This window comes from Streptomyces sp. NPDC059850, assembly GCF_042731515.1.
In the GTDB taxonomy this organism is placed as follows: domain Bacteria; phylum Actinomycetota; class Actinomycetes; order Streptomycetales; family Streptomycetaceae; genus Streptomyces.
Genome location: NZ_JBHWJI010000012.1, coordinates 185545 through 198886 on the forward strand (window position 1 = coordinate 185545; position 13342 = coordinate 198886).

A 13342-nucleotide genomic window follows, 5' to 3' on the forward strand; every position below is an offset into this window, starting at 1 on the left:
GTTGTGGGGAGGGGCGGGTAGGGGAGAAGCCACCCGGCGCGGGAACCGCCTCCGCCGCCGGGCCGTTGGCCTGGTGGGCACGGCACGAGGAGGGGACCCATGGCCGAGTTGGTGCCCGGCAGCAACCAACCTCTGCCGGACGGCACGCTGACCATCCGCGTCCCAGGCCCCTTCGACCTCTCCGCACTGGTCACCGGCGACGACGGAAAGGTCACGGGCGACAACGACTTCGTCTTCTTCAACCAGCCCACCACCCCCGGCGTCCAGGTCCACGGGGACACCATCACCGTGCGGCCCGGCCAGCTGCGCCCCGGCGCCAGCCGGGTCACCGTCGTCGTCAGCCCCGCCGACCCCGGCACCCCGCTCGGCCGCCTGCCCGCCCCCGTCATGAGCATCACCGGAAGCGGAAGCGGAAGCGGCGGCAACACCCCGCTGGCCTGCTTCGCCCCGCCGCGCCCCGGCACGGAGACGGTGCTGCTGCTCGCCGAGATCTACCGGCGCGGCACCCGGTGGAAGGTACGGGCCATCGGCCAGGGATACGCGGACGGGCTGGCCGGGGTGGCGCGCGACTTCGGCGTCGACGTCGCGGACGACGGCACGGCGGATCCACAGCCGACACCCCCACCCACCACCGGCGACGCGCCCGCCCTCGCGCTCGTCAACGCCGCCCGCTCACGCCACGGCGTACCACCCGTAACCCTCGACCCCCGCCTCACCCGCGCCGCCGAGGCCCACGCAGCGGCCATGGCCGCACACGGCGCGCTCGGTGCGGAGAGCCCCGACGGGACGTCACTCTTCCACCGGGTCGCGGCCAGCGGCTACATCCCGCTCACCCTCACCGAGCACCTCGTCTCCGGACCCCGCACCCCGGACGCGTTCATCGACTACTGCCTGTCCGATGGGGAGCGCGGCGGCCCGTTCCGGGACCCGGCGGTCGCCCATGTGGGCATCGGCAGCGCGTCCGGCGCCGGGGACGTGTTCTGGACGGCGGTGTGGGCGCAGCCCTTCACCCCGGACGGCCTGCGCCGCCTCGCGGCCGAGGTGATCGCGCTCACCAACGCCGAGCGCGCCGCCGCCCGGCTCGCGCCGCTCGCCCCCGACCCACGGCTGACCACGGCGGCGCAGGCGCACAGCGACGACATGGTGGCCCGCGACTTCTACTCCCACACCAGCCCCGAGGGCGGCCAGCCCTGGGACCGGGCCGCCACCGCCGGGGCCATCCACCGAGGCATCGGCGAGAACATCGCGTGCGGGCAGCGCGGCCCGGCGGAGGTGGTCCGTGGCTGGATGAACAGCCCCGGCCACCGCGCCAACATCCTCAAGGCCGACTTCACCCACATAGGCATCGGCTACGCCACGGGCAGCCGCGCCGGTACGTACTGGACCCAGCTCTTCGGCGCGAGCCGATAGAGCCGTTCGAGCCGCTAGAGCCGAACAGCCGTCAGGTGACGGCGCCGGTACGGGACTCCAGGTCGCGCCGCGTGGCGTCGCCGTACACCCCGTCCTCGTCGCCGCGAATCCCGTACCAGAGCTGGAAGCGGGCCACGGCCTCGGTGAGGGTCTGGTCGTACTGGCCGTTGACCTGGCCGTCCTGGTAGACGTTGGGGATCTTCAGCAGCCGCTTCTGGAGATCGGAGACCTGCGGACCGCTGTCGCCCTGGCTCAGCACACCGGCCTGGCTCCCCGGCGGCGCCGGGACCGCCGTGGTGGGGGCGGCGGAGGCGGTCGGCGCACGCCCGGCGTCGGACGCGGTGGGCTTGCCGCCGCCCGGTGAGGCGACGTTGATGGCCGCGCCGCCGGGGAGGAGCAGGACGAGCGCGAGGGCGACGCCCAGCCCGACCCCCGCGACGATGAGCACGGCGGTCCGGGGATGGTGCCGTACCGCAGTGGTCGCCGGGGGAGCAGTGGGCGGCGGACCGGCGGGCGGCGGCGCGATGGTCTCGGTCGGCGGGTCCACCGCCCCCCAGGAGTGGGACGCGGCGAAGGAGTCGGACGCCGGGACCCGGGAGTCCATCACCTGGGTCTCGTCCTCGGCGATCCGGTGCGCCTCCGGCGGAAGCCTTTCGCCCGGCGGCTGGAACAGATCCAGATCCTCCATCCATTCCTCCACCGGCCCGTCCACGTCCTCGCCGGACTCCGGACGCGGCTCCGGATCCGGCCCCGCACGGAAGATCGCGGTCGGTTCGATCACGTGACGCCCACCCACCCGCTCGGGATCGGTTTCGGCTGCCATACAGACCTCCTAGTGCCCCACGCCATTCAGCGGGGGATACGGACGGAAGTCCGGGAAGACTCAAGCCGATCGCCAACCGGCGATCGAGGAGCCGTGACGTTCACCCGACTGCCGCGCCCCGCGCCGGGCACCGGGAGGGAACTGATAAGGAACGGCCCCCGCAAGCACGCCGAAGGGAGCACATCGATGGAGCGGACCACATGTTGCGTGGTGGGCGGCGGTCCCGCCGGGATGGTCCTCGGGCTGCTGCTGGCCCGGGCGGGCGTGGAGGTCACCGTCCTGGAGAAACACGGTGACTTCCTGCGCGACTTCCGTGGCGACACCGTGCACCCCAGCACCCTGTCACTGCTGGAGGAACTGGGCCTGGCCGAGCGGTTCGCCTCGCTGCCGCAGCGCCATGTGCACTCCGTGCAGCTGCCGATCGGCGTGGACGGCGAGCTGTTCACCGTCGGCGATCTGAGCGCGCTGCCGGGCCCGTACAACTACGTCGCGATGGTGCCGCAGTGGGATCTGCTGAACCTGCTGGCGGACGAGGCCGGGAAGGAGCCGTCGTTCCGGCTGCGGATGAATACCGAGGCCACCTCGTTCCTCCGGGAGGGTGGCCGGATCACCGGGGTGCGCTACCGCACCGCCGACGGCGACACCGGTGAGTTGCGGGCCTCCCTCACCGTGGCCTGCGACGGCCGTGGCTCGCTGGCCCGGCAGCTGCCCGAGCTGGGGCTGCGGGAATTCCCCTGCCCGATGGACGCGTGGTGGCTCCGGCTGCCACGGCACGAGGGCGATCCGAGGGGGCTGGTGGGCAACGTCGGCGACCGCTTCCTGACCGCCATGATCGACCGCGGCGACTACTGGCAGTGCGCCGTGCTGATCCCCAAGGGCACCGACGCGACCCGCCGCGCCGCCGGTCTGGACCGCTTTCTGACCGCCTTCGCGGCCGCCAACCCGTGGATGGGCGACCGCGATCCGGAGCTGCGCTCCTGGGACGAGGTGAAGCTGCTGGACGTACGGCTGGACCGGCTGCACCGCTGGCACCGCCCCGGGCTGCTGTGCATCGGCGACGCGGCGCACGCCATGTCGCCGGTCTTCGGCATCGGCATCAACCTCGCCGTCGAGGACGCCGTCGCCGCCGCCCGGCATCTGGCCTGGCCGCTGCGCGACGGCACGGTGGGCCTGCACGACGTCCGCGCCGTCCAGCGCCGCCGCTGGCCCACCGCCGCGGGCACCCAGGCGCTCCAGCGCACCGCCCACGCCCGGGTCATCGCGCCGCTGCTGGCGGGGCGGTCACCGTTCGGCGACGGCTGGAAGCCGCTGCGGCTGGCGGAGGTGCTGACGAAGGCGCCCTGGCTCAAGCGGGCCCCGGCGTACTTCCTCGCGTACGGCGCGAAGCGCGAGCGGCCCCCGGTCTCGTCGCTGCTGCGCGGCGATTAGTGATCGTGCGCGACGTACGGTGGGGCCGGGTGCGCAGAAACGTATCTGCGCACCCGGCCCCACCGCCTCGCGGACTCGGACGAGCCTCCGGATCAGACCCGGCTCATACGATGCCCTCGGCGATCTCGGCCTCCTCGCGGGCGGAGCCATAGGCGGAGGGCGTGTTGTACGAACGGCGCGCGACGAACCACCAGATGGTGGCCAGGATCAGCACCGCGGCCAGCGCGATCGACGCGTAGTTCATCGAATCGGCCGTCACCGGGCTGGACTGCGGCAGGCAGAACAGCACCGTCACGAGCGCCACCCACACCACGGCCACCCAGCCGATCGGTTTGCTCCAGCGGCCCAGATGCCACGGCCCCTTCTCGAACCGGTCACCGGCGCGCAGCCGCAGGAAGACGGGGATCGCGTAGGCGGGGGTGATGCCGATGACGTTGATGGCCGTCACCGCGCCGTACGCGGTCTCCGAGTACAGGGACGGCAGGGCCAGCAGACACGCCACCGCGACCGACAGCCACACCGCGAGCACCGGCGTCTGGGTACGGGCGCTGACCCGCCGCCACAGCCGGGAACCCGGCAGCGCGCCGTCCCGGCTGAACGCGAACACCATCCGGCTGGCCGCCGCCACCTCCGCGTTGCCGCAGAACAGCTGCGCGGCGATGACGATGAGCAGCATGGCCGTGGCGCCGCCGGTGCCGAGGGCGTCGATGAGGATCTGCGCGGGCGGCACCCCGGTGGCGCTCGCCTGCGTGCCCGCGTAGTCCTGGATGGCGAACGTCAGCCCCGCCAGCAGCACGAACCCGGCCACCCAGGACACCCAGATGGCCCGCACGATGCCGCGTGCGGCGGACACGGAGGCGTTGGACGTCTCCTCGGACAGATGCGCCGAGGCGTCGTAGCCGGAAAAGGTGTACTGGGCGAGCAACAGGCCGATGGCGGTCACATACAGGGGATTCGACCAGCCGGTGTTGTTGACGAATTCGGTGAACACGAACTCCGGCGACTGGTGGTGGGACGGAATGATCGCCAGCGCCCCGACGATGACCGCGACCCCGGCCAAGTGCCACCACACACTGATCGAGTTGAGCACACTGACCAGACGCACTCCGAACAGGTTCAGTGTGGCATGCAGCAGAAGAATGCAGACAAAAATAACCATGGTCGAGCGGGGAGTGGGCTCGAACCCCCACTGCAGATTGAGCAGCGCCCCGGTGAACTGGGCCGCGCCGTAGTCGATACCGGCGATCGCGCCCAGCAGCCCCAGCAGATTGAGCCAGCCGGTGTACCAGCCCCAGGCGCGGCCCCCGAGCCGGTCGGCCATGTAATAGAGCGCGCCGGAGGTCGGATACGCGCTGGTGACCTCTGCCAGTGCCAGACCCACGCACAGCACGAACAGACCGACACCGGCCCAGCCCCACAGCATGACCGAGGGGCCGCCGGTGTCCAGGCCGAACCCGTACAGGGTCATGCAGCCGGACAGAATGGAGATGACCGAGAAGCTGATCGCGAAATTGCCGAAGCTCCCCATGCGGCGGGCCAGAACCGGCTGATATCCCAGCTCGCGCAGTCTCTGTTCCTCGTCCCGCTGCGGTGCGGAAACGGAACGCGACCAGGGCGTGGACATGAACGTACCTCCGGAAAAGGGGAAACGGGGACGGTCAGCAGAGGCGGGAATGGCGGAAGGGAAGAACGGCTCAGCGGTTGGAGCCGGGTCTGTTCTCGCGGGCGCCCGCGAGGCAGCGGACCCGGGCGCGCAGGAACATGTCCTCGGCCTGTGCGCGGTCATTCGCGTCGGGCGTGCGATAAGCCCAGGGGAGTGGGGTGAAATACGGCCCCAGCATCTCGAAGACCCGGGCCGCTTCGGGGAATTGCAGCGCGCCCCACAGGGCGTGCGCCAGATGGTTGAGGTCCAGCAGCGAGCTGGTCTCCCGGTCCGCGTGGTCGAACCAGAGCCGCAGCGCCTTGTCGGCGTCCCGCGCCGCGTCCTCGGTGGCCCAGTGCAGGTCCAGGGCCTTCTCGTAGCCCCGTTCCTCGCGGTACCGCTCGACGTGGACGTACAGCGGCAGCACATGCAGCGGGGAGCCCTTGGGCGCCCCCGAGACCACCCACTGCACGAAGTTGACCGCCTCGGCCAGCGAACCGCCCGCCCGCCGCGCGTACACGAACTGCAGCATCCGGTGGTACGCCTCGCGGTTGTGCGGATCGCGCCGGTCGGCCTCCGCCAGCAGCCCCCACGGGCCGGGGAACAGCAACGGCCCCGGCGGGTTCGTCCGGTGCTCCGGCTGCCGCTGTTCCTTGTCGAGCTGAGCGAGCGCCAGCAGACAGACCCAGGGGACCGGGTCCGCCGGGGAGTTGTGCGCGGCCAGCTGGCAGGACTCCCACGCCTCCCGCCACAGCTCGCGGGTGCGCTGGTGCCCCTCGCGATGGGCGCGCACCGTCCGCTCCACGGCCACCCGGGTGTGCATCACCAGCGCGGCGACACACCGGGGTTCCTCGGCCCGCCACGCCTCCACCACATTCGACCCCGCCGCCACCGCGGCCAGCACCTGGGTGCGCTGCGTCCACTGGGCCCAGGTCGGGGTCCCGGCCAGCAGGTCGCGCATGGCTATCCAACGCCCCGTGCGCACGTCCTGCAGCGCGCTGCGCAGTCCGCTGTCGTAGCCCGCCGGGTGGTAGACGGGGCGGAACACTTCCTCGGGCATCGGATGACTTTCGGACGGAGCGTGATGGACCGGGCGCGACAAATTCCAGGGCCTGACGAGTGGATGCCCGGGATCCTATAGCCATCCCGCCATGACTCAAGGGGGCCTGGGCCCGCGTCCGGGGCGCGGCCGTGGGCCGGACGCGGCAAGCGGGCGCCGGACGTGCGGTCTTGACGCCGCCTCGTCGCTGCACCACGCTTTCAGCCAAGATCTACGCCGCCACCGAAGCCCCACCGCCGAAGACCCTCCACCGAAGAACCGGACATGCTGCCTGTCCCAGAGCGTCCCCACCGCGCACCCACGGGCCCCGCGACCGGAGCGGTGCTCGCCGTCGACCAAGGCACCTCGGGCACCAAGGCGCTGGTCCTCTGCCCGGAGCGTGGTGTGCTCGGCTCCGCCGAGGTGGCCGTGCACCCGCGCCACCTCCCCGGCGGGCTGGTCGAGGTCGACCCCGCCGACCTGCTCGCGTCGGTCGTCGACGCCGGACGTCAGGCCCTCGCGCGGGCCGGTGAGCCGGTGGTGGCGGTCGGCCTCGCCAACCAGGGCGAGACGGTGCTGGTGTGGGACCCCGCGACCGGCGCCCCGCTGACCGACGCCCTGGTGTGGCAGGACCGGCGGGCGGAGACGGTGTGCGCGGACCTCGCGGAACACGCCGACACCCTGCGCCACCTCACGGGGCTGCCCCTCGACCCGTACTTCGCCGCGCCCAAGATGGCCTGGCTGCGCCGCCACCGGACCCGCGAGGGCGTCGTCACCACCAGCGACGTCTGGCTGATCCACCAGCTCACCGGCGCGTTCGTCACCGACGCGGCCACCGCGGGGCGCACCGGGCTGCTCGACCTCGACCGCGTCGTATGGTCCCCGGAGGCGCTGGACCTCTACGGCCTGACGGCCGAACAGCTTCCCCGGGTCGTCGACGCGGACACCATGGCCGGGACCACCACCGCCTTCGGCGGCGAGATCCCGCTCACCGGACTCCTCGTCGACCAGCAGGCCGCCCTGCTGGCCCAGAGCGTCACCGAGCCCGGCGCCGCCAAATGCACGTACGGCACGGGTGCGTTCCTGCTCGCCCAGACCGGGCCCCGGCCCCGCCGTGGCACCAGTGGCCTGGTGAGCTGCGTGGCCTGGCGGCTCGGCGGGAACACCAGCTACTGCCTCGACGGACAGGTGTACACCGCCGCCTCCGCCGTGCACTGGCTCACCGGTCTGGGCGTGATCGGCGGACCCAGGGACCTCGACCCGGTGGGCGGCTCCGTGCCGGACACCGGGGGAGTGACGTTCGTACCGTCGCTCGCCGGACTCGCCGCCCCTTGGTGGCGCGGCGACCTCCGGGGCTCGGTGACCGGCCTCGGCCTCGACACCACCGCCGGGCATCTGGTGCGCGCCCTGTGCGAGGGCATCGCCGCGCAGGTGGCCGAGATCGCCGACGCGGCCGCCGCCGACCTGGGCGCGCCGCTCACCACCCTCCGGGCGGACGGGGGCCTCACCCGCTCCGCGCTGCTCATGCAGGCCCAGGCCGACCTGCTGCAACTGCCCGTCGAAGTGTCCGCCCTACCCGATGTGACGGCCCTCGGCGTGGGCGCCGTCGCCCGGCTGGGACTGGACCCCGGGCTGCCGCTCGCTAGGGCCGTCCCGGAGTGGAAACCGGCCGCCGTCTACACCCCGCGGATCAGCGCGGACGAGGCCGCCGAGCGCCGGGCCGGTTTCCGGTCGGCCGTGGCCGCGCTGCTGACCCGCCACTGAGCAGCTGACCCGTGTCCGATCCACCGCACCAGGAGCCAAGGAACCCAGCATGACCGTAACGACCACGGGTGACCTTCCCGGCGAGGTCTACGACGTGGCCATCATCGGCGCCGGGGTGGTCGGCACCGCCATCGCCCGCGAACTCGCCGCGCACCGGCTGCGCATCGCCCTCGTAGAGGCCTCCGACGACGTCGGCGACGGCACCTCGAAGGCCAACACCGCGATCCTGCACACCGGTTTCGACGCCACTCCCGGCACCCTGGAAGCCCGACTGGTGCGCGAGGGCTACCAGCGGCTGAACACCTACGCCGCCGAGGCGGGCATCCCGGTGGAACCGCTCGGCGCCCTGCTCGTCGCCTGGGACACCGAACAGCTCGCCGCCCTGCCCGCCCTCGCCGAGAAGGCCGTACGCAACGACTGCCACGACACCCGGATCCTCGCCGCCGACGAGGTGTACGCGCGCGAACCGCATCTGGGCCCCGGCGCCCTCGGCGCCCTCGAAGTCCCCGGCGAGAGCATCATCTGCCCCTGGACGACCACCCTCGCCTACGCCACCCAGGCGGTGCGCGGTGGCGTCGACCTGCACCTCAACTGCGCCGCGGAAGCCATCACCACATACGGCCACCACGAGATCGCCACCACCCGTGGCCCGTTGCGCGCCCGCTACCTGGTCAACGCCGCCGGACTGTACGCGGACGAGATCGACCGGCGGCTCGGCCACACCGAGTTCAGCGTCACCCCCAGGCGTGGCCAGCTCATCGTCTTCGACAAGTTCGCCCGCGGCCTGGTCGGCCACATCCTGCTGCCGGTGCCCACGGCCCTCGGCAAGGGCGTACTGGTGGCGCCCACCGTCTACGGCAACGTCATGCTCGGCCCCACCGCCGAAGACCTCGACGACAAGCACGCCACCGGCTCCACGGCCACCGGGCTCTCCCTGCTCCGCGACAAGGGCGCCCGCATCATGCCCGAGCTGCTGGACGAGGAGGTCACCGCGGTCTACGCGGGGCTGCGCGCCGCCACCGAACACGCCGACTTCCAGATCCGTGCCCACCCCGAACAGGCCTACGTGGCCGTCGGCGGCATCCGTTCCACCGGGCTGACCGCCTCGATGGCCATCGCCGCCCACGTACGAGACCTCCTCACCGACTGCGGCCTCGACCCGGGCCCCGCGCGGGACCTCGCACCACCCCGCATGCCGAACATCGGCGAGGCGTTCGCCCGCCCCTACCAGCGCGCCGACCTCATCGCCGCCGACCCCGCGTACGGCACCGTCGTCTGCCACTGCGAGCGCGTCACCCGCGGCGAGATCCGCGACGCGCTGCGCGCCACCGTGCCCCCGGGCTCGCTCGACGGGCTGCGGCGCCGCACCCGCGCGCTGGGCGGCCGCTGCCAGAGCTTCTACTGCGGCGCCGCCGTACGTGCCCAGTTCGAGGAGGCTGGCCGATGACGACCACCGATCACACCGACCGTACGCACCGCACCGTGGACGTCCTGGTCATCGGCGCCGGACCCGCCGGACTCGCCACCGCCACCCGGCTGGCCGAAGCCGGAGTGGCCACCGTCCAGGTCATCGACCGCGAGCAGCACGCCGGGGGCATCCCCCGCCACTGCCACCACACCGGATTCGGCCCGCGCGATCTGCACCGGCTGCTCAGCGGCCCCGACTACGCCCGCCGCCACATCGCCGCCGCGCTGCGCGCCGGGGTCAGCCTGCGCACCGGCGTCACCGCCACCGGATGGGCCGGACCGCGCACCGTGGACCTCACCGCGCCGACCGGTCTTGAGCGCGTCACCGCCAGGGCCGTGGTCCTCGCCACCGGCGCCCGCGAACGTCCCCGCAGTGCCCGCCTCGTGCCCGGCACCCGGCCCGCGGGCGTCTACACCACCGGGCAGCTGCAGCAAGCCGTCCATGTGCACCTCCAGAGCATCGGCCGCCGCGCCGTCGTCGTAGGGGCCGAACGCGTCGGCTACTCCGCGGTCGACACCCTCCACACCGCCGGCGTCGAGGTCGCCGCCCTGGTCACCGGCCTGCCCCGCCATCAGGCCCATCCGGCGCGCCACCTCGCCGCCCGGCTGCGCCACGGCGTCCCGCTGCTCACCGACACCACCGTGACCGGGCTGACCGGCCGGGACCGGCTGACGGGTGTCGGCGTGGCGCACCGGGACGGCCGGACCGCGACCATCGGCTGCGACACCGTGGTGTTCACCGGCGACTGGATCCCCGACCACGAACTGGCCCGCGGCGCCGGAATCCCCCTCGACCCCGGCACCCGGGGGCCGGAGACCGACACGGGGTTCCGTACGAGCGCACCCGGGGTCTTCGCGGTGGGCAATCTGCTGCACCCCGTCGAGACGGCCGCCACCGCCGCGCTGGACGGCCGGTTCGCCGCCGGACCCGTGCTGCGCCACCTGGCCGGTGAGCCGTGGCCGGAGGCCCCGCTGCCGGTCCGGACCGACGCGCCGCTGCGCTGGGTGGCGCCGGGCCGGATCGCCCCGGATGGCCCGCCCCCGCCGTATCGCCGCTTCACGCTGCGCACCGCCGCGTTCCTCACCCGGCCGGTGCTCACGGTCCGCCAGGACGGCCGCACCCTGCACCGGCAGCGCGTCCCGCGCACCGTGGCCCCCGGCCGCCCGCTCCATCTGTCCGCCGAGTGGATCACCCGGGCCGACGCGCACGGCGGCCCGGTACGGATCGCCATCGCGTGACCGAAGCGGCCCGTACCCCCGGGGGTCACAGCCCCCGCAACCGCTCCATCTCACGCCGGTCCCGCTTGGTCGGGCGGCCCGCGCCACGGTCGCGCAGCGCGACGGGCACGGTCTGCTCCTTCGGCGGCGGGGGCGGGCTGTTGTCGACGTAGCATTCGACCGCCACGGCCGCCCCGACCCGCTTGCGCACGATCCGCGACACCACCACGACCCGGTCCCGCCCCGCGTGGCGCAGCCGTACCTCGTCACCCTGCCGCACCGCCTGGGCGGGCTTGACGCGCTCCCCGTTGACGCGGACGTGCCCGGCCCGGGCGGCCGACGCGGCGAGCGACCGCGTCTTGGTGAGCCGCACCGACCAGATCCAGCTGTCGACCCGAACGGACCCCTCGTCTGAAGCCATACCCCGACTCTAATGTCTAAGGTGCGACGCATGAGCGCACATTTTGACGTCGTGGTCCTGGGGGCGGGGTCGGGCGGCTATGTGGCGGCGATCCGCGCCGCACAGCTGGGCCTGCGCACGGCCGTCGTCGAGGAGCGGTTCTGGGGCGGCGTCTGCCTGAACGTCGGATGCATCCCGTCCAAGGCCCTGCTGCGCAACGCCGAGCTGGCCCATCTGCTCACCCACGAGGCCGACACCTTCGGCATTCGGGTGAACGGCGAGCTGAGCCTCGACTATCGGGCGGCGTACGACCGCAGCCGCAGGGTGGCGGACGGCCGGGTCAAAGGCATCCACTACCTGATGAAGAAGAACAAGATCACGCAGTACGACGGGCGGGGCACCTTCACCGACCCCCACACACTGCGGGTCGCGCTCGCCGACGGCCGGGTGGAGGCCGTCTCGTTCGACCACTGCGTCATCGCGGCCGGAGCCACCGCCCACCTGCTGCCCGGCACCTCGCTCAGCGAGCGGGTGGTCACCTACGAGGAGCAGATTCTCGCCCCGGACCTGCCCGGCAGCGTCCTGATCGCGGGCGCGGGCGCCATCGGCGTCGAGTTCGCGTACATCATGCACAGCTACGGGGTGCAGGTGACGCTCGTGGAGTTCCTGGACCGGATCGTGCCCCTGGAGGACGAGGACGTCTCCGCCGAGCTGACCCGCCGCTACCGCAGGCTCGGCATCAACATCCTCACCTCCACCCGCGTCGAGGCGATCAACGACTCGGGCGCCGCCGTCAAGGTCATGGTCACCACGGGCGGCCAGCGCCAGACCCTGCAGGCCGGGAAGGTCCTGCAGGCGATCGGCTTCCGGCCACGGGTGGAGAGCTACGGGCTGGAGCGCGCCGGGGTCCGGCTGACCGACCGGGGCGCCATCGACGTCGACGGCCGGTGCCGCACGAGCGTGCCGCACATCTTCGCGGTCGGCGACGTGACCGCCAAGCTGATGCTCGCCCACGCCGCCGAGGCGATGGGCATCGTCGCGGCGGAGACCATCGGCGGCGCGGAGACCATGGAACTCGACTACGTGATGATCCCGCGCGCCACCTTCTGCCAGCCCCAGATCGCCAGTTTCGGCTGGACCGAGGCCCAGGCCCGCGAACGCGGCTTCGACGTCAAGGTCGCCACCTTCCCGTTCACCGCCAACGGCAAGGCCCACGGCCTGGGCGACCCCGGCGGCTTCGTGAAGCTCATCAGCGACGGCCGCCACGGCGAACTCCTCGGCGGCCACCTCATCGGCCCCGAGGTCACCGAACTGCTGCCGGAACTCACCCTCGCACAGCAATGGGACCTGACGGTCCACGAACTGGCCCGCAACATCCACGCCCACCCCACCCTCGGCGAAGCGGTGAAGGAGGCGGTACACGGCCTCGCGGGCCACATGGTCAACCTGTGACCGCCTGGGCGTCTGCGATGAGAACAGTGCTGAAGGCTCTGGATTCAAAGGCCCTTTCGCATAAGAACGCACATCGTCTCGTGGCGGCGGATCGCCCCGTCAGGTCCTTCCTCGTCCCAGGCATCGGGCTTGCGGGCGTAGGCGGCGTAGCCCAGGCGTTCGTACAGGGCGCGTGCTCGAGGGTTGTTCTCCTCGACGGCGAGTTCGGCCCCGCGCCTGCCGCGGTTCCTCATCCTTTGCTCGGCGGTTCGGATCAGCAGCGTTCCCAGGCCGCGGGACTGGAGTGCCGGGAGGACGGCGAGCTGCCACAAGGTTCCGGCTTCCTCGGAAGCCTGGTAGTCGCGAGGCGGTAGGTCGCGCACACTGACGGCTATGACGATGGTGGCATCGGGGGATTCGTGTGCCGTGGTCACGGCCGCGAGCATGCCAACCCGCGCAAGGGTGCGGCAACGCATTTCTCTGCCGGGCCCTGCGACGGTGATCTCCCGGCCGCGGAATGGCCCCGGGATGTACGGCGCCCGCCCCCCCCAGCCCGCGTGGGGGGGGGCCGGGTGGTGGGGGTGAGGGGGGGGGGTTTTTATGGGCCGGGGGGGGCGGGGGGGGCCGGGGGGCGCCCCCGCCCGAGGGGGGGGGGGTGCCCGGGGGGGGCCCGGGGGCCCAGATCGGGGTCCGCGTACGGCAGGACGACGACGTCCCGGC

General features: G+C 72.8%; 11 protein-coding genes. 6 read left to right on the forward strand and 5 right to left on the reverse strand.

Annotated elements, in window-relative coordinates; all coding sequences use genetic code 11:
- The first annotated feature begins 99 nt into the window (after positions 1–99).
- Positions 100–1410 carry a CAP domain-containing protein gene (locus ACFV9T_RS12845; protein ID WP_385439284.1) on the forward strand — a complete coding sequence of 437 codons (1311 nt, stop codon included), beginning with the start codon at positions 100–102 and terminating at the stop codon, positions 1408–1410.
- Positions 1411–1441: 31 nt separating this feature from the next.
- Here the strand turns inward: ACFV9T_RS12845 and ACFV9T_RS12850 are convergent, their stop codons facing one another.
- Positions 1442–2233, reverse strand: a complete 792-nt coding sequence (locus ACFV9T_RS12850; protein WP_385439286.1) for a peptidoglycan-binding protein — start codon at positions 2231–2233, stop codon at positions 1442–1444.
- Between the two features lie 186 nt (positions 2234–2419).
- On the opposite strand from ACFV9T_RS12850, the gene ACFV9T_RS12855 reads away from it, so the two are divergent.
- Positions 2420–3661 carry an FAD-dependent oxidoreductase gene (locus tag ACFV9T_RS12855; protein ID WP_385439308.1) on the forward strand — a complete coding sequence of 414 codons (1242 nt, stop codon included), beginning with the start codon at positions 2420–2422 and terminating at the stop codon, positions 3659–3661.
- Positions 3662–3764: 103 nt separating this feature from the next.
- Here ACFV9T_RS12855 and ACFV9T_RS12860 read toward each other — a convergent pair whose 3' ends face one another.
- Together ACFV9T_RS12860 and ACFV9T_RS12865 are read right to left on the reverse strand one after the other, a co-directional pair.
- Positions 3765–5285 carry an amino acid permease gene (locus ACFV9T_RS12860; RefSeq protein WP_385439287.1) on the reverse strand — a complete coding sequence of 507 codons (1521 nt, stop codon included), beginning with the start codon at positions 5283–5285 and terminating at the stop codon, positions 3765–3767.
- Between the two features lie 70 nt (positions 5286–5355).
- Positions 5356–6363, reverse strand: a complete 1008-nt coding sequence (locus tag ACFV9T_RS12865) for a hypothetical protein (RefSeq protein ID WP_385439288.1) — start codon at positions 6361–6363, stop codon at positions 5356–5358.
- A 264-nt stretch (positions 6364–6627) separates the two neighbouring features.
- On the opposite strand from ACFV9T_RS12865, the gene ACFV9T_RS12870 reads away from it, so the two are divergent.
- The 3 genes from ACFV9T_RS12870 to ACFV9T_RS12880 are packed head-to-tail and all read left to right on the forward strand — an operon-like array spanning position 6628 to position 10812.
- Entirely contained in the window at positions 6628–8106 is a 1479-nt protein-coding gene (locus tag ACFV9T_RS12870; protein ID WP_385439291.1) for an FGGY family carbohydrate kinase, read from the forward strand.
- 49 nt (positions 8107–8155) lie between these two features.
- The gene (locus ACFV9T_RS12875) at positions 8156–9553 is read left to right on the forward strand and encodes an NAD(P)/FAD-dependent oxidoreductase (protein WP_385439293.1); all 1398 of its coding nucleotides are present in this window, start codon (positions 8156–8158) and stop codon (positions 9551–9553) included.
- Positions 9550–10812 carry an NAD(P)/FAD-dependent oxidoreductase gene (locus ACFV9T_RS12880; RefSeq protein WP_385439295.1) on the forward strand — a complete coding sequence of 421 codons (1263 nt, stop codon included), beginning with the start codon at positions 9550–9552 and terminating at the stop codon, positions 10810–10812. The genes ACFV9T_RS12875 and ACFV9T_RS12880 overlap by 4 nt, the downstream gene beginning before the upstream one ends.
- 25 nt (positions 10813–10837) lie before the next feature.
- Here the strand turns inward: ACFV9T_RS12880 and ACFV9T_RS12885 are convergent, their stop codons facing one another.
- Positions 10838–11212 (reverse strand): RNA-binding S4 domain-containing protein, encoded by a 375-nt coding sequence (locus tag ACFV9T_RS12885; protein WP_385439297.1) that lies wholly within the window; start codon positions 11210–11212, stop codon positions 10838–10840.
- A gap of 30 nt (positions 11213–11242) precedes the next feature.
- On the opposite strand from ACFV9T_RS12885, the gene lpdA reads away from it, so the two are divergent.
- Complete coding sequence (gene lpdA / locus ACFV9T_RS12890) at positions 11243–12643, forward strand: dihydrolipoyl dehydrogenase (protein ID WP_385439299.1); 1401 nt, start codon at positions 11243–11245, stop codon at positions 12641–12643.
- Between the two features lie 44 nt (positions 12644–12687).
- Here lpdA and ACFV9T_RS12895 read toward each other — a convergent pair whose 3' ends face one another.
- Entirely contained in the window at positions 12688–13056 is a 369-nt protein-coding gene (locus ACFV9T_RS12895) for a GNAT family N-acetyltransferase (RefSeq protein ID WP_385439302.1), read from the reverse strand.
- Between the last annotated feature and the right edge of the window lie 286 nt (positions 13057–13342).